Here is a 24021-nt window from a genome sequence, read left to right as displayed (position 1 = left end):
CGGAAATCACGCGCTCAAGACCTTAGGATCATGACATGATTGGACTACTTCTTTTTGCACTGGGTTTGATCGGATCACTCGGGATCGGGTTCATCTATTTCCGAGACCTTGGCGATGTGTCCCAGATGCTGCTGAAAGTGAAGCGCGAGAATATGGTGCGCTTCATCCGTCATGAATATCGCCTGATCGCTATTGGGTTGGGTGCATTTGCTGTCGCAACACTTGTACATTTCATACTTGGTGCAGGTCCGTTCTGGCTGTGGCTGGTGTCGGCAGTGCTGGTCCTTTTCTTCTATGGATTCCCCTACGTCTGGGTTCATCTGGGACTGAGAAACCAACTAAATACCGCGCAGTACTTCCCCATTGACGAGGCCCGTAAATACGTGGGGCCGACCGCGCCCGTGATGGTGATCGACAACAACGGCCACGCTCGTGCACACCCCGACGCGCAGATCATGCGACCGCATCTTGCCGGTAATGAAAAAGGGCTTGGTGGAGAGGACGTCGTCATGACGTATTGTGCCATGGCCAATCTCGGTCAGGGGTACACTCCAAGAATAGAGGGTAAGCGCCTGAATCTCGAGGTTCTCGCCCAGCACGGCAACAACCTGATCCTGCGCGACAACGAAAGCGGCGAGCCGATTCAGCAGATATATGGCTTTCGTGAAGCGGACCAGAACCCAAACACAGATGGCCTCGCATGCCCACTCCGGCCCGAGGCCCAGATGAAGCCGTGGCCTACCTACCGGATGACATTTCGCGGCTTTCAGAAAGCCTACCCGGATGGAGAGGTTTTCGTGAATGAACCTTCCCCAAACCCATTGCTGCGCCTGCTTGATATGATGACCGAAATCACCTTTGGGTGGGGGATTGGCCGTCAACATCAGGAAGACGCTCCGGTGATGGACAACATGGATCGTTCAGACGACCGGTTGCCGAATAAGACCTATGTTTGGGGGATTACCATCGGGCAGGATGCCACCTGCTGGACCGATGATTTCGTCGTCGACAACGATTGGATCATCAACGCAACGGTCGGAGGTCGGGATGTCGTCGTCAGCCTTGATCCCAAATACGAAAGTTTAGGCGTCTGGTACAATGACAGTGGGCAACCCGTGACCAAATGCGACTTTTGGGGAATGTCTGATCAAGGGCAACTACAGCGGGTCGAAACTCTACGTGCAGGCATATTCTGGCATGTCTGGTCCGAGTTCTTTCCCAGTACTGATATAAATCGTGTTGGCGTTGGTTCTGGCAAAACCGAGGATGAAGCAGCCTGACCGCAAGTCAAAACTGCGCGGATTTTCGCTGCACAGTAACGAAAATTGGAAACAAGATCTTTGATGGGAGAGCAATAATGGGTGCGACACGAAATTGGAGAGGACCACTCCTTGGAATCTCATTGGCGGGCGCAATGGCGTCAATGGCCTCGGCCCAACAGTCCGACTGGTCATACGAGGCCTCAATCTACCTGTTCATGCCGGAAACAGAAACGTCGCTGGATACCCCGCTGGGCACATTAGATGGCACGCTGAGCTTTTCCGACGCTTTGGAGAATTTGGACTTTGCCTTTATGGCTGCATTCGGAGCGACCAATGGGCGTTGGTCATTCCTGGCAGACTACAATTATACAAATCTGTCTTTCAGCAGCGACACACCTGGCCCGGCGAGCTCGGGCTTGGACACCTCTTTCACCACTCAGTTTCTGAGCGGATATGCAGGATATCGGGTCTATGACGATCAAGACGCATATGTTGATATCGTCGGCGGCTTTAGGTGGTTCAGCACTGAAACTGAATTCGACCTGCAACCTGGTGCTGCTCCTGGGCGCCGAACAACGGTCGATGCAAGCTGGACTGATCCTGTGATTGGTGCCCGCGCACGTGTCAGGTTCTCTGACAAATGGTCTGGTACCGGGTTTATTGATTATGGCGGTTTCCGGAGCGGGAGCGAAACATGGCAAGTTCTTCTAACTGCCGACTACGCAATCAATGACCGTTGGCTGATCCGGGGTGGGTATCGCTATATCTCATTTGACCACGACATCGATGGTAACGACTTTAAGTTTGATCAATCCGGTCCGCTGTTGGGTGCTACCTACCGTTTTTGATCTGCGATAGGCAGTTTGCATTGGCTCAACCAACAAAGATTGGCGTGGCCGACAATGTTCAGCGACATAGTCGGTCATCCTGTTCTCAGTTCACATAATGCAGCGTGTCAAATTCACGACGCCATGCGGATACCTCTGACAGGATTTGTTCCCCACCCAGGCCACGCGTTATCAAATTAGCCAAACGCTCGGCATCCCCAGAGGTCATGCCCCATCGCACCAGTTCTGGTGTGCCGATACGAAGACCGTTCATATCGCCTTCCACTAACTCCACTGGCAATCCAATACCGCAAGCGAGGAACCCGCATTTGCGAAGCAGCTTAGATGCTGCCTGACCTCCTCCATATGGGGCAGCCAATACCGCGAACTGGTGAGAGTTGGTGAAGCCCTGTGTTCCAGAAAAGACGGGAACACCCTTTACATCTAATGCGTTGGAGAGAGCTTTGGCCATCGCAATCATCTCGTTCGCATAGGCAGAACCATACGCTTTCCAGTCCAACATCGTGACAGCAAGCGCCGCAGTTTTGGCCGCATCGAAGTTGGCCGTCATACCAGGGAAAGCGATTGCATCCAGCGCCTTTGCGATTTCTTCGTCATCCGTTACGATCAGGCCCCCAGCCGGTCCTCCGAGGCTTTTGTAAGTGCTCATGGTCATGAAATGTGCACCCTCTTTCAACGGGTTGGACCAAGCGCGCCCCGCGATGATGCCGCATTGATGGGCCGCATCGAACATAACCTTGGCACCGATTTCATCAGCTATCGCACGCACTTCGGCGACGGGATGTTCAAACAGGTTAAGACTGCCACCGATGGTGATCAGCCTTGGTCGTTCGGTTTTTGCCAACGCTCTCAACTGATCCAGATCGACGGTATAGCCATCAGCGTTAACTGGAGCTTCGACGGTACGCAGGCCAAAGAGACCCGCACATCCCGCCAGATGATGTGTCACATGCCCCCCAATTGATCCAGGTGGGGCTATGATAGTGTCGCCAGCTTTACAGGTCGCCATAAAGCCATAGAGGTTGGCGATCGCCCCAGAGGGCACCCGGACCTCAGCGAACCGAGTATCAAAAACCTCGGCGCAAAGCTCTGCCGCGATAACCTCGATCTGTTCGATTGCTTCCAGACCCATTTCATATTTGTCACCGGGATAGCCCAGCGAGGGCCGCGACCCAATCCCCGAAGACAAAAGCGCCTCGGCCTTTGGGTTCATGACATTTGTGGCAGGGTTCAGGTTAAAGCACTCTTGCTCGTGTATGCGGCGGTTTTCCTCTGCAAGATGCTCGATCCGCACCATCAGGTCATCTGAAGATGCCGATTCCGCCTTTTTTGCGATATCTTGAACCAGTGCTTCGCTTGCGGTGGGCACCCAGTCTCTTTGTGCAAGTGTCATCTGACATCCTCCTAGTTTTTGCCACTTTGGCGGCAGTCGCGTGACACCGCAAAGCAGAAATGATATTTCTTGGTGTAGAAAAACTAAGGCTTGTGCAATGAGTGTTGCCCCCAAGCGCCCCAAAGGCCCTCCATTGAATGCGATGCGGGCCTTTGAAGCGGCGGCTAGAAACGTCAGCTTTGTTGCTGCAGCTGAAGAATTGAACGTCACGCCCGGGGCGATCTCGCAGCATATCAAGGCACTGGAAGGCTGGGCCGGTACACCGCTGTTTCGACGCAACGCGCAAGGCGTTGAGCTCACGCCTGAGGGGCAATCGCTTGTCCCGGTTTTCTCCGCTGCCTTTGATCAAATGGCTGATGCAGCACGTTCCCTACGCGACCTTAAACCAAACGCTGATTTTCATATCGCTGCCCTGCCCGCCGTTGCCCAGCTCTGGCTTCCAAAACGATTGCGACGGATCCGAAAAGAATTGCCGGAAATCAATTTCTCTGTCACCGCTTTGGAAACTCCGCCCAGTCTCTCGCGAGAGATGTTTGATCTGTCGATATTTTTCGCAGTTCCGGACGGATCGTCAAACCAAATTGCCTTGGCACAAGACGTAATCGCGCCAGTTTGCGCCCCTACACTTCTGGACCGCGCGCACTGTTCAAACGATTTTCGAGAGATACCGATTTTGCACGACCAGACCTGGAACGACGATTGGTTCACGTGGTCCCGAAATGTGGGCTTTGATTTGCAAATTGACGCAAGCGGCCCGCAGTTCTCACTCTATAGCCTTGCTGTAGAAGAAGCCAAAGCATCGGCTGGTCTGCTGATGGGGCATCTGTGTCTGATCGAAGACGCACTGGAATCCAAAACGCTTCTGTTTGCGCATTCGCGCTCTTGTCCGACAGGTCGATCTCTTGTTGTTTCATTGCCTTCGAAGACGCGACAAAGATCTGAAACAAGTCAAGTCGTTGCGTTATTATCAAACTAATGAAGACCAACTGGGCAGCTAAGCACCCGCGAAAATTTGGCTTGAAAAAGTGGCGGTGCTGTCAGACGAATTCGAACCAGTCTCAGTTCGCCGCGGAAACCGCGAACCTATCCAGAACAAAGTTGACGCCACTCTGCAAGAGCGGCGGTGCGGGTCAGTTTGAAGGTGTCTCGGCTAGTGAGCGATCTTTCCTGGTTGAAGTGGTTGTAAACGGAGGAGTGGACGGAGGCGAATTTCTGTAAACTTCGCATGCGCCTGAAACGCTGCATCGCGCGTTCGCGTCGTCGGAACGGCAGGTGCGAGTTCTCAACCCGGTTATTGAGCCACCTGCCCGTCTGCTGTTTTTCGGTAGCGCCGAGCTCTCTGATAGCAGCCCGATACGACGCGAAGCGATCGGTGACGACGGTTTCAGCTTTACCGTGCCGCTTCATCAATTTCCTGAGGAATTTCAATGCCGCTTGCTTGTTTCGACGTTTGGTAACAACGGCTTCCAGTACCTCGCCTTCGTGATCAACAGCCCGCCAAAGATAATGCCGCTTGCCATTCACCTTCACGAAAACCTCATCCACGTGCCACTTCCATTTTGAAAAGGCTCGGAGTTGCTGAACCCGCTTTCTTCGGATCTCAGCAGCAAACATCGGGCCGAACCTGTTCCACCAATACCGGACAGTTTCGTGGCTCACGTCGATGCCTCGCTCGTGCAACAAGTCCTCGACATTCCGAAGCGAGAGCGGGAAACGGATGTACAGCATCACCGCAAGGCGGATGATCTCGGGACTGGTTTTGAAGTACTTAAAAGAGGCAGGTCTGGTCATGGGCAAAAGCTACGCATCCGCCCTGCCCGCCTCAAGCCAAGTTCTTCTGACAAGACCATCCGTTCCCTATACATAACGGTGGACCTAGTTAGATGAGGCATTCCAACAGCTTCTTGCCCGCCTCGACCCAAGTTTTTCGACAAGACCAACAAAAACACCCGCCGAACAACGTCGACGGGCTGAGAACGATAGTTTGTTCCGGTGAGTGAGTACCGTTCTTTTGTTTTTGATCTCCGCATTATTTGCTAACGATAAATTTTATCAACCTACCAATTAGAATAGCTCGGCAAGACAGAACTCGCCAAAAGTAGACAAAAAAACTATCTAATGTGCCGGCGCGAACTGTCAGTTTTATTAAAGAATTCTAGTTTTTCCATTCTCCGGCGAGTCTCTTCGGTCTCTTGCTTTAAGCGGCTTAATGCGATTTCTAGTGAGTTAATATCTGCCTCGACAGCTTGCTTACGAGTGTGTTCAACAACTTTCGTCAACGAGCGAAAACCGAACAAAGCGGCTGCACCGCTGAGTTTATGTAGGTGGGATGCTAGTTCCCCTCTCTCATTCAAATCAGGAAGCATCTCATGTTCCACACAGAAATTGAACATCTCTTCGAAGAATTCCCGTAGAGCATTTTCCATTTGCGCTTGACCTAGTGTGTCGCCAAGTTCTTGCAGTATTTTTGTATCAATTAAAGATGCATCTCCCCGCACCGGGTCCGAATCCAGCGGTTCTCCCAGCAATACCTTTTGGAGATCCCGGAGGCGAATTGGTTTGGTTGAATAACCGTCCATGCCAGATTTCAGAGCATTTTCGAGATATTCCCCTTCATCGTAAGCAGAAAGCCCGTGAATCCGACTGGTTTTATTCGGGCCACCCGACATTCTGATCCTCTCAGTCAGTTTACACCCATCAGTGTCAGGTAAACCAATGTCCATAAGAATGACATCATGCTTTGTGCTTATTGCCAATTCGTATCCTTCGTCCCCTGAGAGCGCACTTTGAACGTTGTGACCCAAGCTTGATAGCATTTCACAAAGAACCGAGTTGTTGACGGCGTTATCTTCAACGACGAGAACAGAAAGTTTATGCACACTCGGGGCGGATCTTACTGAGTTTAAGCGATCGACCTTAGGTCCATTTCGCAGAGAGTCGGACGCTTTTTTCATGGGTATAGTTAGGGTAAAATGACTTCCGCGTCCCAACTGGGAGCAAACAGTAATGTCTCCCCCCATCATCCTCGCAATTTTTCTTGAAATTGGTAGTCCAAGACCATCTCCCCTAGGCAGTCGACCTTTGTCTAGTGTAAGCGTCACATAGTCTTCGAAAACTTTTTCAAATTGGTTTTCTGGTATCCCGTCTCCCGTGTCTGAGACAGTCAAAATTAAGTTAGTGATCTGCTGCGAGATGTTGCCGTGCAACTGGACATTGACACTTCCAACGGAAGTAAACTTGATAGCATTTCCAACCAGGTTCGTGACGATTTGGCCGACACGCACTTCGTCAGCAATGAAGTAGCCGTACAAGTCAGGATCAAGGTCGGTTTTCAGTTTCAATCCTTTTGCCATCGCCAATGGTTCAAGAATTGCAATGACTTGCGATATTTTATTGTGTGGGTTGAACTTAGCAGGTGACAGAACCAGAGAACCAGACTCTATTCGCGCAATATCAAGGGCTTCGTTTACCTGCTTCAGCAGAATTTCTCCAGACGCGATGGCCACCACCAAGAAGTGGCTTTGTTTCTCCGTAAGGTCTGTGGTCTTGAGGAGGTCCAAAACTCCTAGAATGCCAGTGATAGGAGTTCGCATTTCATGGCTCATTATCTCCAAGAACCGCGATTTTGCCCTATCAGTTCGCTCTGCTTTCTCCTTGGCCTCCAATAGCGCTCGCTCATTGCGCTTTCTTTCACTTATGTCCCTCAGGTAAACGGCAACCAAGGGGCTACCGGCCTTTGAAGCCCTTATGACATTGACTTCAGCCGGGAATTCCTCCCCGTTTCGCCTAGTTCCTAAAATCTCAACTCGCTTATTTTCAGAAAACCCAGAAAGAAGATTGGGAAGTTCGATATTATCGGCCTCATTACCTTCTTGGGAAGGTACAGCAGGCAGAATCGTGCCTTCAATTTTCCTACCTAAAACTTCCTTCTTCTTCGAGCCAAAAACATGCTCAGCAGCTTGATTAAATTCTACAATTTCTCCCTTCTCATTTCCAATCACTATAGCATCAAGCGAAGCTGAAACTGTCGACTCTAACCGGGCTGTCGTTTCGCGAAGTGCGAGGTCGCGCTTCCTTGATATCCGCAACATTCTGTACAAAAACAGAAGCACAGCAGCCAATAAAATGACGACTGAAGTTGCGATCACACCGGCATTTCTAAGAGTTGATGAAAACTCTTGTCGGCGAGCTTCAGTTCTTTCGGCACCGATAGACACTCCCAGCAACGACAATTCTCTTGCCACTGGCTTGTAAAGTGTCGTCAAGTCGAAAAGTTCATCAACAACAGCGGGTAGGCTGTCGCTTTGAGTAAGTTTGGTAGCTTCTTCGGCGAATTGATGGAGTTGTTGCAACAGCTCCGTAGCACGGTTATCGCTCTCGATTATTTCTCGAGCGACTCCCTCACTAACGAGGTCTATTCGGCTCAAGGCGATTTGGGTCTGTATGTCGATCCTTGCACTGTCGGGGCTGAGACTTGAAGATTCCTCAAGCAAAACAGAACGCAAATTAGCAAACTCAGTGTCCAGCTGCAAAATTGTCCACTGGGCATTTTCGTTACCAGCAGTGGACAAAGCGCGCTGTTCAAGCCAAAGATTCCGCCCCAAGGCAACCACGAGCGCAACAAGAAATATCACGGATGCCGGAATAAGAATCCTGGCCAGTTTATCTTGCATCACAACTCCCCGAGACTCTGCCTTTTAGATTAGAGTCGCTTACAACTCATTCGAGAAGAACAATTCGTTGCAACTGCCAGATTGAGCGAGCGAAAGTCGACTCTGTCTGATAGTCAGGACTGTCGTCAAACGGAAACATTATCCAGTAAGGTCCTTTTTCACGAACCGATATTGTGGCGCCGTCAATACGGGTCGCGATTATCGGCACTTCCGCCTCCAACTCTGCAACGGGCATTTCTATTGAATAGTCGTTTAAAGCGAATAGTTTAAGCAGACTACCTTCGGCGTTGAGGTACCCAAGCAGTCCGGAAACCGGCACGCCGCTGAATTGTCGGACTCCTTCAGTCCAAATTGTAGAAGTAGAAAAGGAAACCTGTTCCAACGAATCCAAGTCCTCCAATGAGAGTTCTATTTGCTCTCCCCCAACAAGTACTACCGTCAATTGGATTGAATTTTGTGCGTTAGCTGATGAAAAACACATCGCGACAAGTGCTAAAACGATGCTCAGAACACTTTTTGATATCATAGAGTTGGCCTCCCCAAATGCATGGTGTTACAGTGATGTTATCATTTAATTGGGCAGCGAACATACTGTAAGGAAAGTCGAGCCAATCGCCGCTTGGTGGACAATAGTTCTTTTTCGGAGGCAACCTAGTTGTCGATGCATACCATTTTACTAGCCGATGATCACCAACTGGTTCGCGACACCTTGGCCGCCTATCTGACTGAAAAAGCTGGGTTTGAAGTAAAGGTAGCTTCAAGCGCTGAGGAAGCATACGTATCGCTTTCAGCTTTCAGAAACATCGATCTCGCCATTATCGACTATCAGATGCCAGGAATGGACGGGTTAGAGGGTCTAGTGAGACTCAGATCGCGGTTTCCAAACCAAAAAACAGTGATAATTTCCGGAGTGGCCTCTCCTGAAGTTGCGGATAAAGCCATTGAACTTGGGGCGCTCGCCTATTTTCCAAAGTCTATGCCTGTGGATTTGATGCTAGCTAGTATCAACGAACTGATTGCGAATAATCCTGTTGATCACTCAAGTGACAATTCTCTGGAACAATCTGAAGATAGACTGAAAATCTATGGCTTAACAGCTCGAGAGAGGCAGATCCTCCAGATGCTGGCATCAGGTCAATCCAACAAATCGATAGCGCAAGATTTAAGTTTAAAAGAAGTGACCGTGAAGTTTCATATAACGAATATTCTCGGAAAACTGCGGGTGAGTAATAGAACACAAGCCGCTTTGCTAGCAAATTCGAACTCTCCGCTATAGTTAGGACCTTTTGAACGCTCGCCCGATCGATGTGAAGTATCCGATTTGCTCAGTTCACGTTGCTTTTGTGGACCCGCCCCCATCCTAGACTTTAGCCTTGTTCGCGAACTCTAGAACGGTCAGGAGTAAACCCTGCGTTATGCTCGAGCGCAGCAAAAAAACTCAGTGAACTTGGAAAGCGGCAGTATTTGCCTAACTTATTTTAGCGGAAAACAAATGAATCATTCAAACAATCGGATCAAGAAGCTGGTTCGAACGCTTTTCGTCAAGCATCGTTAAAAAAATTTGTCGCTCCGCCCACCAATGGGAGGAGCGACCAGAATCGATTAAATGAAACAACCACTCACTGATTGCTACTTTAGTATAGTAAATCTGAATGCTGGAATCGAGAAAAAACATCGGCGTGACGTGATTAAGTTAAACTCGTAGCTGTTCAGCCTTTCGTCAAAATCTTTTCAGCGACAGTTTTGATGCAATGCAAACCTTATACGCAAAGAGCCTTTGAGCTATCAGAAATTGCCCGCTTTGGGCTCGAAGCGGACCTTCGCTGCAGTACATCTGAACGTCTGCTCTGCGGACAATTCAGACACTGCCACAGCAGCCTTGCAACGGCGGAAAACGGTCGCAGCGAGTTTTACTTTGTGGTTCAACAACCAGATGCCGGATGACAATGCTCCGCGAAAGATCAGTTCCGGCTGAAAAATAGTTCGCGAGCTTTGACGCTTTCTGGACGCAGGTTTTCGATCCCCTCGTAGGGAACATCTGTCCCAAGCGGCAGGTGCGGGTATTCTGCAATTCGTTTCAAGTGGCGTTTAACCATGTCCTGGAATGATGCGGATGACCAAAGTGAATTCTCAACGAACGGGAACATCTCTCGCGGGTCACGTAAAAGGTTGTAAACTCCAGCTGTTGCTGCCGGGGCTCCCGGAGCCGGTAGATGAAGCTTGTATTCTTGCTTCACCACTGAGCGCAGGACTGGGCCTTCATAAATGTAGACATAGTCCCTGCGCCCGCTGCCATCGCCTTCCAGAAGTAGCGCGGTCTGATCTATGCCATCTATCACTCGATCGCGAGGGATGAAGTCCTTACCGCCTCCGATGCGCGCGAAGGTCGTAAACAGATCCGAGACGTGTACTATGTCGCCCATGCGGCTACCTGGTGTTATTGCATCAGGCCATCGAACGTAAGCGTCCACGCGTACGCCACCTTCCAAGTGTTGGGTTTTGCCGCCGCGGTAAATCAATTGGGAAAACCCGGACTTGCCTTCAAATTGGTACATTAAACCGTTGTCCGACATCAGTACCACGATAGTGTTACTACCGATCCCGAGGTCATCGACCTTATCGAACACCTCGCCGAGCATCCCGTCCAGAACTTGCAGCTTTTCGGCCTGGTATCCGCCATTGCGCGAGACGTACTCGCCGTCCTGTACGAAGTTGATTGGCCAAAGCGGCCAGTATTGAAGAAAGAAGGGCTCACCCTCGGCTGCAAGGCGATCCAATTCTTCGAGTGTCTGTCTTTGATACCGCTCATTCATTTCGATGTAATGTGACTGTGTCCACTCCTCACCCGGCTCAAGATCGACTTCGCGGGCGGTACCGCCAGCTTCGGCCTCTAGCCCAGTGACCAGTCCGAATGGTTTGAAGAAAGCGTCAATAACATATCCTTGGGTCTGGCCCGAAGAATGCCAACCCGACAGATTGCCGGACGCCGCACCTTCGGGTGTCATCAGGCTCAGCTGCACTTGTTGGTGTACTGGAAAAAAGGCCTTGTCGAAGCCTTGATTGTGCGGAAATGCTTCATTGATATCGCCTTGGTGCCATTTCCCTACGTGACTGGTGTTGTAGCCTGACTGCTTAAGGATTTCTGCGATCGTTACTTCTTGTGCAGACAAACCTTCGCCGACAATCACCCCCTTCACATCTGTAACGCCAGCTCGAACAGGAAGACGACCGGTCAAGAGAGCGGTTCGTGTGGGCGTGCAAGAAACCTCTGTATACATTCGAGTGAGCGCCGCGCCCTCAGCAGCAAGTTGGTTGATGCGCGGTGTGGCGATGCCAGAAACGTCGTTCAAGATGGGTACTCCCATCTGGCCGAAACTGACATCATCGATCAGAATATAAAGGATATTTGGGCGCTTTCCCCCGTTTGTCTCACGCAATTCACTTAGTCGCTGGTCAACACGAGCATCCTGTTCCAACCAAGCTTGCCTATGCTGTGCGAAGAGTATGTCGTACTCAGCATCGTGGACGACTGGGCCGGTTTGCGCAGTAACTGGACTAGCCGTGACCAGTGCGTACAAAATGGCTGCGGTGAAGGCGTGCAGACGCTTATGCATGTTCGAATTGCTCCCTAGTTTCCAAAACTAAATCTGAAAAAAACTCGTCATGCAATACGCCCGACGTGCACATGGCCGAGCCCTCAGTGCCAGCTTTCGGTTCAGAGCTACTTGGTTGTAGTGCATCCGGTCGAACTAGACCCGCCCCCAAGAAGCGGTTGTTCGTCGGCGTCGCTTTGGATGCCCACTTTGGGCTCGAAGCAGTCATCCGACAGCTTTAGTCAAAGGGCTGTTTTGCGGATGCAAGCGGTCATTGGGGCCGCTCGCGGGATAGATAGAGGTGACCGCCTTTGAAGCACGGCTCGATGCGTCCTCAAGCTTTACTAAGAGACTCTACCGTCGCCTGACCCTCTCTCGATTACGCTCCCGACGATCGATGTTGATCTGGTGATCGCGACCCAGCGCCCGATAGAATCCCAGTCCCTTGGACCAGTTCAGAAAATGGGCAAAGCTGTCGACCTGATCGTCGTTGCGCCCGCGCGGAAAGGACTGCAGCTCCCGCTTGAAAGTCCGCAGCCAGGGCGCGTCTACAGGCAGGTACACCTTGCCCTCTTCGACAGGACCGCACGCGGACTGGAACCGGGTTTCCTTGTCCTTGTCAGGTCTAATGCGTTCATAGCGCCGGCGGTCATCACGAAACAGCTCGTCCAAAAGCTGTTTGCCAGAAGCGGCATCCTCGATCAGAACTCGATCCGGATCCCAGCGACTGACAAGCTGCAGTGCCTTGGCTTTCAGGTCTGGGTAGTCCACCTGCCCACGCCAGACGTCAAGAAGGTACCACGCGTTTTCTCGGAACCCCCAAGTTGTGCAGGCCGAGAAGTCGGACCGGGGGTCCGCAGACATCCCCGTATCCCAGCTTTGAACAACCAGTTGGAACCAGCGACGATCTTCGACGGTCTCATAGCTGCCGAACCACTCCCAGCGCAGCGGCGATCCGTCTGGCGCAATCGGGTTCTGCTGATACTGGCAATTGAACACAGCTGCGCCCATTTCACGACGCTTGGTATCCAGCCTGTTCTGATCCAGGCGCGACGGACAAAGGAGATCACCCGGGTTGCGGTGCATGACCCTTCCACGCCCAAGAGGCACCGTCTCATGGTCTTCGGCGATGGCAGGCAGATTTAGGTGCCGATAGGTCCCGCGTTCCAGCAGGTAGCCCGGCGGGTCCATCTCGTGCAAACGCTGTGCAACCATGACAACGCGCCCCTCGGCCGGGTTGTCAAAGCGCGACAGCAAGGTTCCCTCAATAAACTCCTGTGCCTTGACCAGTTCAGCTTCGGAACCCGCATCACCCGCCTTCAGCAGATCATCGATGATGATGTAATCGGCACCATGTCCAGTCACAGAACTGCCGATGGAGACAGCCTTACGGCTGCCTCCCTTTGTGGTGCGGATTTCTTCTGAGGTGTTGCCCTTTTTAGCCAAGACAGTTTCAGGGAACATTTCCCGGTACCAGCGCGCAGACATGATCCGACGACAATCTTCGGAATGCTTGCGCGCCAGATCCAGCCCGTAACTGGCAACAATAATCTTGGCGCTCGGTGAGTGCCCAAGAAGATAAGCGACATATGCAACGGCCACGGTGACCGATTTCAGGCAACGTGGCGGGATGTTGATGATCAACCGCTTGTTTTCGCCTTGGCGAACGTTGTCCAATTCGTGGCACATGGCACGCACATGCCAAGCCGGATCAAAGCTGTGGTCAGTCCCTTGGTGCAGCGCGTCAAACACACGCCACACGAAGGGAAAGAAATTGTCCCGGCAAACCTCGCGCGCGGCTTGCTGGACCATTTTTGGGTGCTGTCAGACGAATTCGAACTAGTCTCAGTTTGCCGCCAAATCCGCGAACTTATCCGGAACAAAGTTGACGCCACTCGGTAAGAGCGGCGGTGCGCGTCAGCTTGAAGGTGTCTCGGCTGGTGAGCGATCTTTCCTGATTGAAGTGGTTGTAGACCGAGGAATGGACGGAGGCGAATTTCTGTAAACTTCGCATGCGCCTGAAACGCTGCATCGCGCGCTCACGTCGTCGAAACGGCAGGTGCGAGTTCTCGACTCGGTTGTTGAGCCACCTGCCCGTTTGCTGTTTTTCGAATGCACCCAGTTCTCTGAGCGCGGCTCTGTATGAGGCGAAGCGATCCGTGACGACGGTTTCCGCTTTGCCGTGTCGCTTCATTAACTTCTTGAGGAATTTCAGTGCAGCCTGCTTGTTTCGGCGTTTGGTGACAACGACTTCCAGTACCTCGCCTTCGTGATCAACAGCCCGCCAAAGATAATGCCGCTTGCCATTCACTTTCACGAAAACCTCGTCCACGTGCCACTTCCATTTGGAGAACGCGCGCAGCTGCTGAACACGCTTCTGCCTTATCTCAGCAGCAAACATCGGGCCAAACCTATTCCACCAATATCGGACAGTTTCGTGGCTCACATCGATCCCGCGTTCTTGCAGCAGATCTTCGACATTCCGAAGCGAGAGCGGGAAACGGATGTACAACATCACCGCTAGGCGGATGATCTCGGGACTGGTTTTAAAGTATTTGAAAGAGGCAGGTCTGGTCATGGGAAAAAGCTACGCAACACCCCTGCTACGCTCAACCAAAGTTCTTCTGACAAGACCCGCCTGACGACCTGAGCCAGATCAAGCGTCCGGTCCCGGTCGAGGTTCATGGCATTGTTCAAACTCTGAACCGGCTGTTTGGGCAGGTTGAGCACAGTATCAATGCCCATCAGGTGTTTATCTCGGAAGCTGCACATCAGTTGCGAAATCCGGCGGCGGCAGTCCAGTCCATGGCCGAGGCGCTGCGGGATGCAAAAACGGATGAAGACAAGGACAAACGGATTATCGAGCTGGTGGCGGCAGCAAAAAACTCGGCCACAGTGGCCGAGCAGCTATTGTCGTTGGAGCGGTTGCGGCAGCCTACGCATCAGGATCAGATGGACAAGATTGATTTCCGTGCGGTTGTGGAAGAGGCCTGCGCTGACATGGGCGTTCATATCCTCACAAAAGGGATCGATTTTGAAGTCACAATGCCAGAATCAACAATCTTGGTCTCGGGAGATCGGATCTTTTTGGCAGAGGCTATCAAAAACCTGCTGGACAATGCGCTTAAGCACGGCGGCGCTAAACTGAGTCAAATATCAGTTGTACTGCGTTGTGACGCGGGGAACGTCAAACTAACCGTATCTGATGACGGAACCGGCCTTTCACCCGACCAAAGCGAAGCCGTTTTCAGTCGATTTTCGCAGCTGGAATATTCCGAAGGTAGCGGTTTAGGGTTGTCGATTGTCTCAGCTGTCGCGAAGCGTCACGGAGGAGTGGTCGCGATCAACCAAGTCGAAAAAGGAGCAAGCGTTACGCTCGAGCTTCCCATAGCCCTATAGTTTGTTTCTATTTCTGCTCGGAACCCGAAACCTGTCACAATCAAATAGAATTTTTGCGATTGCAGCGAATGACCGGTTTCCGCCCTTCGTGCCCACTGACCAAGGTTCGCCGGGGCGGTTCAAGGCCGACTACCGGCCTCGAACTTTGGTTTATGTTCTACCCCCGTCTGATCCGCTCGTGACGGCGCTCGCGACGTTCGATGTTTATCTGATGATCATGGCCTAGCGCCCGATAGAACCCCACTCCCTTCGACCAGTTCAGAAAGTGGGCAAAGCTGTCGACCTGATCGTCATTGCGACCGCGTGGAAAGGACTGCAGTTCCCGTTTGAACGCCGCCAGCCAGGGCGCGTCTGTTGAGCCATCTGCCCGTCATTTGCTTTTCCAACGCACCCATTTCTCTGAGCGCAGCCTTGTAGGATGCGAAGCGATCTGTGACTACTTCTTCAGCTTTGCCGTGCCGCTTCATTAATTTCCTGAGGAATTTCAGTGCTGCAGCTTTGTTTCGACGTTTGGTGACAACGGCTTCCAGCACCTCACCTTCCTGATCCACAGCCCGCCAAAGGTAGTGACGTTTGCCATTTACCTTCACAAAGACCTCGTCCACGTGCCACTTCCATTTGGAAAAGGCTCGAAGTTGCTGAACACGCTTTCTGCGGATCTCGGAGACAAACATCGGGCCGAACCTGTTCCACCAATATCGGACGGTTTCGTGGCTGACATCGATCCCACGCTCATGAAGTAGGTCTTCGACATTTCGAAGTGAAAGCGGAAATCTGACATACAGCATTACCGCCAGGCGGATGATCTCAGGGCTGGTCTTGAAATACTTGAAAGAGGCAGGTTTGGTCATGGGCAAAAGCTACGCAACCGCCCTGCCCCGCTCAAGCGAAGTTCTTCTGACAAGACCATGTACAATTCTATCCAGTGTAACGAAACGGATGTTCGCCATGTCGACAAGGACTGTCACGTCACCGAGGGGGATGTGATCGGCTAATGTCATATCCGCGTAGGAACCAGCCTGAATTGCGCCGATAAGATTTTGCTTGTCATGTGAACGGCAGTTGCCGAGATTGGCCTTCTAGAAAATTTAGGGAGAAAGCTGCAATGGCTGGGAAATTTGAACTTTTCACTGATAAAGCAGGCGAGTATCGTTTTCGATTGAAAGCAGGGAATGGCGAAATCATTCTTGCCAGCGAAGGTTACAAACAAAGAGCCAGTGCAGAAAATGGTATCAACTCTGTGAAAAAAAATGCCATCGACGACAACCGCTACGAGCGCAAAGATACTTCTGCCGGAAAACCTATGTTCAACCTCAAAGCTTCGAACGGTCAGGTAATCGGAACAAGCGAGCAATACAGCAGCGCTTCAGCTAGGGACAAAGGTATTGAGTCTGTTATTAAGAATGCCCCTGAAGCAAAAGTCGACGACCTGACAAGCTGATTGGCCGTCCGCTGCAGAGCAGCGCGGTAGCGTCGACGGAATGTCTGCGATGGGCTCGTAGCAGCCGTTCCGTCAAATCCGCTGAATGACTGCTCTGCGGACCAAGCGGACCTTACGGGGATGCCGTAACTAACGCACGTGACCTAAAGGCTGGTGGAACGGGTTGGTCGGCTTGGTAAGCTCTGGAGCGGCAAGCTACGTCACCCTTTGAATTGCAAGAACTTTCTACAATAGCTCGTGTTCTCTAAAACCAAGCTTCTACGGTTGATTTTTTGACTCAACTCTTTGACTCAGTCATTCTTCTCCAGGGGGGAAACGCGATATGAATGGCGCTGACCAGAAAAGCCAAGCAGACAGGTACGAAGAAGGTATAGCGCTTCTGGATGTTGGTGTCGGCATATTCGATGACGCACTCCGACTGGTTTACTGCAACCCCGCATTTCGCGAGATGCGACGCTACCCACAAGAGCTCTGCCGCCGTGGTGTTAGTCTAGAAGATTTGCTGCATTTCAACGCCGAACGCGGAGATTTTGGCACGGGCAAAACTGATCGGCTAGTGGCCGATCGAATGAATGAGATTGGTGCCTCTGGTGAGCGCGCGCTCGAGCATGAGATGGCAGACGGGCAGATTCTAGCGATCAGCTATCGCAGAACGGCCTCTGGAGGAACGATGGTCACCTATCAGGACCGCACCGCCGAACGAAAAGCAGAAAGAGCATTGCGAGAAAGTGAGGAGCGCTACGCGCTTGTTTCAGACGCTGCGGAAGAGGCAATCTACGATTGGCACATTACCGACGACCAGTTTTATGCGTCCCCACGACTTGAGACTTTCCTAGGGCTTGAGACCGGTCCTAAGGGGGAGAGAACGTGGGTATGGCAAGACATTATTCATCCCGACGATTTGCCCTCTTACTTGTCAGCGTTGGAGGCGCATATATCCGGCAAGAAGAAACGATGGGAATGTGAGTACCGACTCAAAGTAGCCAGCGGAAAGTGGCGCTGGGTATCGGATCACGGCACCTCGATTCGCGATACTAACGGCTACGCGACGCGTATGGTGGCCGCAATTCGGGACATTACACCCAAGATTGAACGGGATGCAGCCCTTGCCGCAAGTGAGGAAAGATACCAGTTGGTCACTCAAGCTACCAGCGATGGAATTTATGATTGGGACGTGACCAATGATGTTCTGTTTGTCTCTGCTGACCTGAACGATCTACTCAGTTTGGACGAGGCCAATTCGTCTTCGACACGATGGGCCGAGCAGATCCATCCGGATGATTACGACGCTTATGTCAAGGCAATCGTTAACCATTTCAAGGGCGGAACTGATGCCGTTGAATGTGACTACCGGCAGAGGGCGCGTGATGGTGGTTACCGTTGGGTTCACGACCGAGGCGTTGGTGTGCGAAACGCCGAAGGCCGGGTCGTTCGGCTTGTCGGTGCCGTGCGCGACATAACTGAAATCCGGGATGCACGGGAACGAATTGCCCGAATTGAAGGTCGGCTACTCGGAGCAATTGAAACGATCGCCGATGGTTTGCTTTTGGTGGGACCTGAAAATCGCGTCGAGTTATTCAACGACCGCTACGTCCAGATCTTCAGGGACGCCGCTGGCGGCGCCGATTTGAGCAACCTAATTTATGAGGGCCGCGAATTCTTCGACATGATCCGCAACGGCTATGAGCTTGGGATGTTTACCGAACATCCAGACGGCGTTGACGGTTGGATCGCTGCCCGCCGCGTCGCTTGGGAGAAGCCAAAGGCGAACTGGGAACTAGAGTTGGGCAACGGTGTGTGGATCATGCTCAACGAACGTCGCCTGCCTGATGGTGGCCGCATCATGGTTTACAACGACATAACCGAATTCAAACGCAGGGAGGCAGATGCGCAGGCCGCACGGCAGCGGTTTGAAGACGCAATTGAAGCGATTTCGTCTGGTTTTGCATTGTGGGATGCCGAGGATCGGCTGGTTGTATGTAATGAGCGCTACCGCACCTACATGAGCGAACTCGCCGACAAGGTCGTACCCGGCGTGAAATTCGAAGAGATCATCGGTGCCGGCATCAAGCGCGGCCTATTTCCACTTTCCGAAGGAGAAGTAGAAGGGTATCTTGAGAGAATTGCCGAAAAACGCAAGAAAGCCTCGGGCGAACCACGCGAACAGCTAGTCGCCGGGTACTGGCTGCAGATTACGGATCATCGCACTTCGGATGGTGGCATCGTCTCGATCTATACCGACATTACCGAACTGAAGACCAAACAGCTGGAGATCGAACAACAATCAGCGATCCTCGAGTTAACAATGGAGAACATGGGCCAGGGGATTACGCTGGTGGATAAAGAGCTGCGCACAATTGCGTTGAATTCGAAATTCCTCGACCTCATGGAGTTTCCTCGCGAACGCTTTCGCCCCGGATTCACAATGGAAGAGGCATTTCGGTTCAATGCTGAACGAGGGGAATATGGGCCGGGCGACATTGATACCCAAGTGCGCGAGCGGGTGGAACTGGCCGCAAAATTCTTACCGCACAAATTTGAGCGTATTCGTCCTGATGGTACGGTGATTGAGATTATCGGCAACCCTATCCAAGGTGGCGGCCTAGTTGCAACTTACACTGACATTACGGACCGCAAACTCGCTGACGAAGCACTGAAAGCGGCACTGGCAGAATTTAACGCGGTCATCGATCACGTCGACTATGGAATTCTGTTCATGGGACCGGATTTACGTGCGCGTATAATAAATCGGGCATTTGCGCGAATTTGGAACATCGATCAGAAATTCATCGACCAGCGCCCAACAATGCAGGAACTGATAGAGTACAACAAGGGCACAGGAGTCTATGATGTTGCGCCGAAGGACTGGGATGACTGGCTGTCCATGCGGGTCGAGGCAATACGGGCAGGAAACATGCCACCGGGCGAGTTGTGTAGGGCTGATGGCATGACGTTGAGTTTCCAATGTGTGGACCTGCCGGATGGCGGTCGCATGCTGACCTATTTCGATATCACCGAACTAAAACGGCGTGAAGCAGAGATTTCCAAAGCGCGTGATGCGGCTGAACAAGCCCTCAACGATCTGCGGCAAGCCCAAGAACGGCTCATCCAGTCCGAGAAGATGGCCAGCCTAGGCCAACTTACTGCCGGCATTGCCCACGAGATCAAGAACCCGCTGAATTTCGTCAACAACTTTGCCAAATTGTCTGGCGAGTTGTTGGAAGAGTTGCACGAGATATTAGAAGACCCGATCGCGGCTCTGGAGGAAGAGGATCGCGAGGAAGCTAAGGACCTATGGCAGACAGTACGCGGCAACTTAGGCAAGATAAACCAACACGGTCAACGTGCTGACAGCATCGTTAAAAACATGCTTCTGCATTCCCGTGAGGGGCCAAGCGAGTTGCAACGTGTTGCACTAAACCCAATCGCAGAAGAAGCGCTGAACCTTGCCTATCACGGTGCTCGGGCGGAGGATTCCAGTTTCAATGTCGAAATACGAGCCGACATTGATCCCGACGTTGGCCAAATCGATTGCTATCCGCAGGATTTGATGCGTGTTTTTCTTAACCTCATCAGCAACGGCATGTATGCGGCCAACAAACGTAAAGACGCGGAAGAAAGTGACTTTTCACCGACGATCTGGCTATCGACGCGAGCCAATGGTGACCGCGTCAACGTCACTATTCGCGATAATGGTACGGGCATTCCAGAAGAAATGAGGGAGAAAATATTTCTACCATTTTACACCACAAAACCCGCGGGTGAAGGCACAGGGCTCGGCCTTTCGTTGAGCTATGATACCATCGTCAAGCAGCATGGTGGAACTTTGACTGTGGACAGTAAGCCAGGGGATCACACAATTTTTGTCGTTTCGGTCCCGGTCCATTCTCAGGGGGACCTAGCATGACAGGACAAATTCTGATGGTAGATGACGAACCCGACGCACAGGACCTGATTCGACAAAATTTTCGGCGGGAGATACGAAAAGGAGTCTACAGTTTTGGGTTTGCCGGGTCTGGCGAGTCCGCCTTGGACGCAATAAGTCATTCGAAAGAAGAAGTAATGTTGGTGCTTTCGGACATCAACATGCCCGGCATGTCAGGAATCGAGCTTTTGCAGGAACTGCGCGCTCGCTGGCCTGAATTACCGGTTATGATGATCACCGCCTATGGTGATGCAGCGACCGAGGCGAAAGTCCGGGAACTGGGAGCGGAACAGTTCCTGACCAAGCCCGTCGATTTTGTTGAACTGAAAGAGCGGCTCTCACGATTTGTCGGAGATGCAACGTGACGCCGCCACGCATTCTTGTTGTCGATGACGAGCCCGACCTTGAAGCGTTGATTTCGCAAAAGTTTCGGCGTCGCGTACGCGAAGGGGAACTCGATCTATTGTTTGCTCATGACGGCAAACACGCCCTCGAAGTTCTCGAAGAGAACCCTAAAATAGATATCGTCCTTTCGGACATAAACATGCCCAGGATGGATGGTCTCACTTTGCTTGAGCGGTTGAGCGAGATGGAAACTGATCTGCAAACTGTTATGGTTTCGGCCTACGGCGACATGAACAATATTCGCGCGGCTATGAACCGCGGGGCTTTCGATTTCGTGACCAAACCGATCGAGTTCGAAGATCTCGACCGGACCATTGCCAAGACGCTGGAACACCTTGAGTTGCTCCGCCAATTGCGCACGGCCCGTGATAAAGCCGAGCAAGCGAGATTGACGCTGTCACGGTATTTCTCTCCTACGGTGGTTGAGACGTTGTCGCGTGATCCAGAGGCAATAGAGGCCAAGGGCGAGCGCCGCGTAGCAACCTTTTTATTTACTGATCTGGCCGATTTCACTCAGCTGGTAGAAAGCTCGGATTCCGACCTGATCGTCGAAATTCTCAACGAATACCTAGATGGCATGACCCGAACAATCTTTTCGCACGGCGGAACAGTCATGAAAATCATAGGCGACGCCATCCAAGTGATATTCGGTGCGCCAGTTGACGACCCGGAACATGCCGCGCACGCGGTGGCCTGCGCCTTGGCGCTCGACGAATTTGCGCAAGGTTTTCAGAAGAAATTACTGGATCGCGGCATCGCGTTGGGAGACACGCGCATAGGTGTGAACAGCGGCGGTGCGATCATTGGCAATTTCGGCGGCAAGAGCTATTTCGACTATACAGCGTATGGCGATGCTGTGAACACTGCGGCAAGGCTGGAACAGGCCAACAAGACGATAGGGACGCGCATCTGCACTTCGGAAAGTGTTGCCAAGGGCATCGACAACTTCTCTGGCCGCCCAATTGGAAGACTCTTGCTGAAAGGCAAAGCGCAAGCGGTGACCTGCTATGAACCCTTGTCAGAGGCGCTTGTCGACAGCGATCAAGTGAGAGGTTACAAGGCGGCGTATGAGCTGCTAGAGGCGAGTGACCCCAAAGCGCGCCAATCCTTTGCGGCGCTTTTGGCCGAGTGCGAAGACGACCCCTTGATCTTGTTTCACCTTGGTCGATTGCTGGCCGGCGAAACTGGCGCAGAAATTGAAGCAGTGGGTTGATCGCCAGACCTGTCCCAACGTCATTGCCGCTAAACAACCATGATAAGGCTGCCCAACACTCGCCGCGAGCCGGTCGACCCTGACCCAACAATAACAAAAGGGTTGCCTATATCGGCGTCAAGAACTGCGATTATGCGACGTTTCATAGACGAGCAATACCACACAGCTTACTAAACAGCGCATGACCACTTCGTGCTCTTAACAGTCTTTCGCTGCGGAGCTTCACGCACAATTCTAATTAACGACCACTTTGGGCTCGGTGCGGTCTTTCGCTACGATCTGTCTGAGGGACCGCTATGCGGACGAAGCTGGCTTTGGCGACGCAGTTCGAAAAGTTGCAACAGTCCGAATGCGCTCGTTCGCTTGGTCCCCATCTTTGATCCTTCGTTTCCCAACTATAGGTGCGGACCAATTCAATGGGGGGCGATCAGTTCTGGCTCTACAATATCGAAACATTCAACAACATTGTCTTCGAAAATTGCCTCAAATACGCGAAAAAACACAAAATACTCTGATGTTAACAACGTGTTAATGTGGGGAAAAATATGAACCCTGTAGTTAATTTTTATGAGTTGAACATGGTTAAGCAAAACAAAAGGGACCTATTCCCTTCGCTAAGTGGCAGTAGCGCCGTGGCCCACGGTGTTAAAGGGAATGGCTCCCTGTCGAACTTTAGTAGGATTATTGAGCCAGCAGGTGCGTTCGTTTTTTGGACTTGTATTTTGGTCTATTGCCTTAAAGACGCATCGGTCGCACGCTACTTATCGGTCCTGATGTAACATATGGCTGTTACTTATGAAGTGGTAACCTGCGTTTCCATCTTTGAAGACTTTATCAGGGGTTAATCTTTCTAGTCGCCAGCATGAGCGTCTGGGTATGGTTTGAGTGAAGGGAATGAATATGAGAGTTAGTACTGGATTTGTTTGGGTTCTTGCTCTGGCATTATCAATTGGCGGGGTTGATTTAGCGTTAGCCAAAGACAAGGGCGGCAAGTCCAAAGACAAGAAAGTGCAAGTGGACGGCAAGCCAAGCAAGGGTAAAAAGGCGGTGCCGCCAGGGCAAATCAAGAGGTACACGCGCGGTGCAAAGCTTCCCAGCGACCTAAACTACTCAAACATCAGCGACCTGTCGAAATGGAAATTGAAACCACCGGGAAAAGGAAATCGCTATATTCGCGTCAATGATGAAATTTTGGAAGTTACGGATGACCTCTCAACTGTTGTTGATGCCGTAGGCATCGTAGGAGACTTGGCGAAGTAATGCTGCTTCAGCTGTCCGTCCTGGGCTCGATGCGGTCATGCGATGACATTTCGAGAGCGTCTTCGATGCGCTCGAAGCTGACACCCGACAGATTTGACGGAATTCACTCCGTATCCAGGCGAAACTTGAGAAACTGAGCATCTTCGCATTCGATCTCGCCGATGTGTTTGGCACCGAGTTTCCGGAGCGCACCCAGATTTTTTCTACTTGGTGGCAGCAGAAACGTGACAAAGGGGATACGTTTGTCAGCAATCGCAAAGTCGATTGCCTTTTTGGAAATCCGTTTCCCAAGGCCAATGGCGTCGGGCCGCAAAACCAACCCAAAATCCCATTCGTCATCTTCTTTTTGAAAGCCCCCCCAACCAACATACCGACCGCCTGACAAAAATGCCCAATGTCCAAGACCGTCCCGTGCCCAGCAACCTTCCTTCTTGGCGATAAACTCTCTTGCGACGTCAACACTCCATTTGAACGTCAAAAGCGGCATATGCTCTGCTACCCGGGGGTCGGACATATGAACCGCAATGTCATTCGGATCGATTTCCGAAAGGCGTGCAAATGAAATCCCATCTTTCATCAATATACTCATTTGATGGCCCGAGCTGTCCC

General features: G+C 51.8%; 20 protein-coding genes and 1 pseudogene. 11 read left to right on the top strand and 10 right to left on the bottom strand.

What is annotated here, in order from left to right; translation table 11 throughout:
• Positions 1–35 precede the first annotated feature (35 nt).
• Complete coding sequence (locus ACR0KN_RS02125) at positions 36–1280, top strand: DUF3179 domain-containing (seleno)protein (RefSeq protein ID WP_170770601.1); 1245 nt, start codon at positions 36–38, stop codon at positions 1278–1280.
• Between the two features lie 77 nt (positions 1281–1357).
• Positions 1358–2110, top strand: coding sequence for an outer membrane protein (locus ACR0KN_RS02120; protein ID WP_480651042.1), 753 nt, complete (start codon positions 1358–1360; stop codon positions 2108–2110).
• 85 nt (positions 2111–2195) lie between these two features.
• Here the strand turns inward: ACR0KN_RS02120 and ACR0KN_RS02115 are convergent, their stop codons facing one another.
• Positions 2196–3503 (bottom strand): aminotransferase class I/II-fold pyridoxal phosphate-dependent enzyme, encoded by a 1308-nt coding sequence (locus ACR0KN_RS02115; RefSeq protein ID WP_480651040.1) that lies wholly within the window; start codon positions 3501–3503, stop codon positions 2196–2198.
• A gap of 97 nt (positions 3504–3600) precedes the next feature.
• Here ACR0KN_RS02115 and ACR0KN_RS02110 point away from each other — a divergent pair, with 97 nt between their 5' ends.
• Complete coding sequence (locus ACR0KN_RS02110) at positions 3601–4479, top strand: LysR family transcriptional regulator (RefSeq protein WP_480651038.1); 879 nt, start codon at positions 3601–3603, stop codon at positions 4477–4479.
• Between the two features lie 107 nt (positions 4480–4586).
• Here ACR0KN_RS02110 and ACR0KN_RS02105 read toward each other — a convergent pair whose 3' ends face one another.
• The 3 genes from ACR0KN_RS02105 to ACR0KN_RS02095 form a co-directional block, all read right to left on the bottom strand.
• On the bottom strand, positions 4587–5294 hold the full coding sequence (locus tag ACR0KN_RS02105; RefSeq protein ID WP_480651036.1) for an IS6 family transposase: 708 nt from the start codon (positions 5292–5294) through the stop codon (positions 4587–4589).
• Positions 5295–5614: 320 nt separating this feature from the next.
• Entirely contained in the window at positions 5615–8176 is a 2562-nt protein-coding gene (locus ACR0KN_RS02100; RefSeq protein WP_480651034.1) for a hybrid sensor histidine kinase/response regulator, read from the bottom strand.
• 46 nt (positions 8177–8222) lie between these two features.
• Complete coding sequence (locus tag ACR0KN_RS02095) at positions 8223–8702, bottom strand: putative pterin-binding protein (RefSeq protein ID WP_170388914.1); 480 nt, start codon at positions 8700–8702, stop codon at positions 8223–8225.
• Positions 8703–8837: 135 nt separating this feature from the next.
• Here ACR0KN_RS02095 and ACR0KN_RS02090 point away from each other — a divergent pair, with 135 nt between their 5' ends.
• On the top strand, positions 8838–9452 hold the full coding sequence (locus ACR0KN_RS02090) for a response regulator transcription factor (protein WP_170388913.1): 615 nt from the start codon (positions 8838–8840) through the stop codon (positions 9450–9452).
• Between the two features lie 685 nt (positions 9453–10137).
• Here the strand turns inward: ACR0KN_RS02090 and ACR0KN_RS02085 are convergent.
• The 4 genes from ACR0KN_RS02085 to ACR0KN_RS02070 all read right to left on the bottom strand — a co-directional run bounded on the left by ACR0KN_RS02085 (position 10138) and on the right by ACR0KN_RS02070 (position 14514).
• Positions 10138–11790, bottom strand: a complete 1653-nt coding sequence (locus tag ACR0KN_RS02085) for a sulfatase-like hydrolase/transferase (protein WP_480651032.1) — start codon at positions 11788–11790, stop codon at positions 10138–10140.
• A gap of 333 nt (positions 11791–12123) precedes the next feature.
• Positions 12124–13581: a phage terminase large subunit gene (terL, locus tag ACR0KN_RS02080; RefSeq protein WP_480651030.1), complete on the bottom strand. Its 1458-nt coding sequence runs from the start codon at positions 13579–13581 to the stop codon at positions 12124–12126.
• A gap of 58 nt (positions 13582–13639) precedes the next feature.
• Positions 13640–14347 (bottom strand): IS6 family transposase, encoded by a 708-nt coding sequence (locus tag ACR0KN_RS02075; RefSeq protein WP_480651028.1) that lies wholly within the window; start codon positions 14345–14347, stop codon positions 13640–13642.
• Complete coding sequence (locus tag ACR0KN_RS02070) at positions 14344–14514, bottom strand: hypothetical protein (RefSeq protein WP_480651026.1); 171 nt, start codon at positions 14512–14514, stop codon at positions 14344–14346. The genes ACR0KN_RS02075 and ACR0KN_RS02070 overlap by 4 nt, the downstream gene beginning before the upstream one ends.
• 3 nt (positions 14515–14517) lie before the next feature.
• Between ACR0KN_RS02070 and ACR0KN_RS02065 the strand changes: the two genes are divergently transcribed.
• Together ACR0KN_RS02065 and ACR0KN_RS02060 are read left to right on the top strand one after the other, a co-directional pair.
• Complete coding sequence (locus ACR0KN_RS02065) at positions 14518–15168, top strand: sensor histidine kinase (protein ID WP_480651024.1); 651 nt, start codon at positions 14518–14520, stop codon at positions 15166–15168.
• A gap of 88 nt (positions 15169–15256) precedes the next feature.
• On the top strand, positions 15257–15394 hold the full coding sequence (locus tag ACR0KN_RS02060) for a hypothetical protein (protein WP_480651022.1): 138 nt from the start codon (positions 15257–15259) through the stop codon (positions 15392–15394).
• A 118-nt stretch (positions 15395–15512) separates the two neighbouring features.
• Here ACR0KN_RS02060 and ACR0KN_RS02055 read toward each other — a convergent pair.
• Positions 15513–16019 (bottom strand): annotated as a pseudogene (locus tag ACR0KN_RS02055) (IS6 family transposase); the annotation flags it as partial.
• A gap of 254 nt (positions 16020–16273) precedes the next feature.
• Here ACR0KN_RS02055 and ACR0KN_RS02050 point away from each other — a divergent pair.
• From ACR0KN_RS02050 to ACR0KN_RS02030, 5 genes are all read left to right on the top strand, one after another.
• The gene (locus ACR0KN_RS02050; protein ID WP_480651020.1) at positions 16274–16609 is read left to right on the top strand and encodes a YegP family protein; all 336 of its coding nucleotides are present in this window, start codon (positions 16274–16276) and stop codon (positions 16607–16609) included.
• Positions 16610–16931: 322 nt separating this feature from the next.
• Complete coding sequence (locus ACR0KN_RS02045) at positions 16932–20516, top strand: PAS-domain containing protein (RefSeq protein WP_480651018.1); 3585 nt, start codon at positions 16932–16934, stop codon at positions 20514–20516.
• Positions 20513–20899 (top strand): response regulator, encoded by a 387-nt coding sequence (locus ACR0KN_RS02040; RefSeq protein WP_170385089.1) that lies wholly within the window; start codon positions 20513–20515, stop codon positions 20897–20899. Before ACR0KN_RS02045 ends, ACR0KN_RS02040 begins: the two co-directional genes overlap by 4 nt.
• Positions 20896–22152 (top strand): response regulator, encoded by a 1257-nt coding sequence (locus tag ACR0KN_RS02035; protein WP_170470983.1) that lies wholly within the window; start codon positions 20896–20898, stop codon positions 22150–22152. The genes ACR0KN_RS02040 and ACR0KN_RS02035 overlap by 4 nt, the downstream gene beginning before the upstream one ends.
• Before the next feature lie 894 nt (positions 22153–23046).
• Positions 23047–23412, top strand: a complete 366-nt coding sequence (locus tag ACR0KN_RS02030) for a hypothetical protein (protein ID WP_170775045.1) — start codon at positions 23047–23049, stop codon at positions 23410–23412.
• Positions 23413–23515: 103 nt separating this feature from the next.
• Here the strand turns inward: ACR0KN_RS02030 and ACR0KN_RS02025 are convergent, their stop codons facing one another.
• A complete protein-coding gene (locus ACR0KN_RS02025; RefSeq protein ID WP_480651015.1) occupies positions 23516–23989 on the bottom strand; it encodes a GNAT family N-acetyltransferase in 474 nt (157 codons plus the stop codon).
• Between the last annotated feature and the right edge of the window lie 32 nt (positions 23990–24021).

The sequence above is a fragment of the Ruegeria sp. AP7 genome (assembly GCF_056539905.1).
Note: the sequence above shows the minus strand (reverse complement) of the source record. Positions and strands in the feature narration are given on the sequence as shown.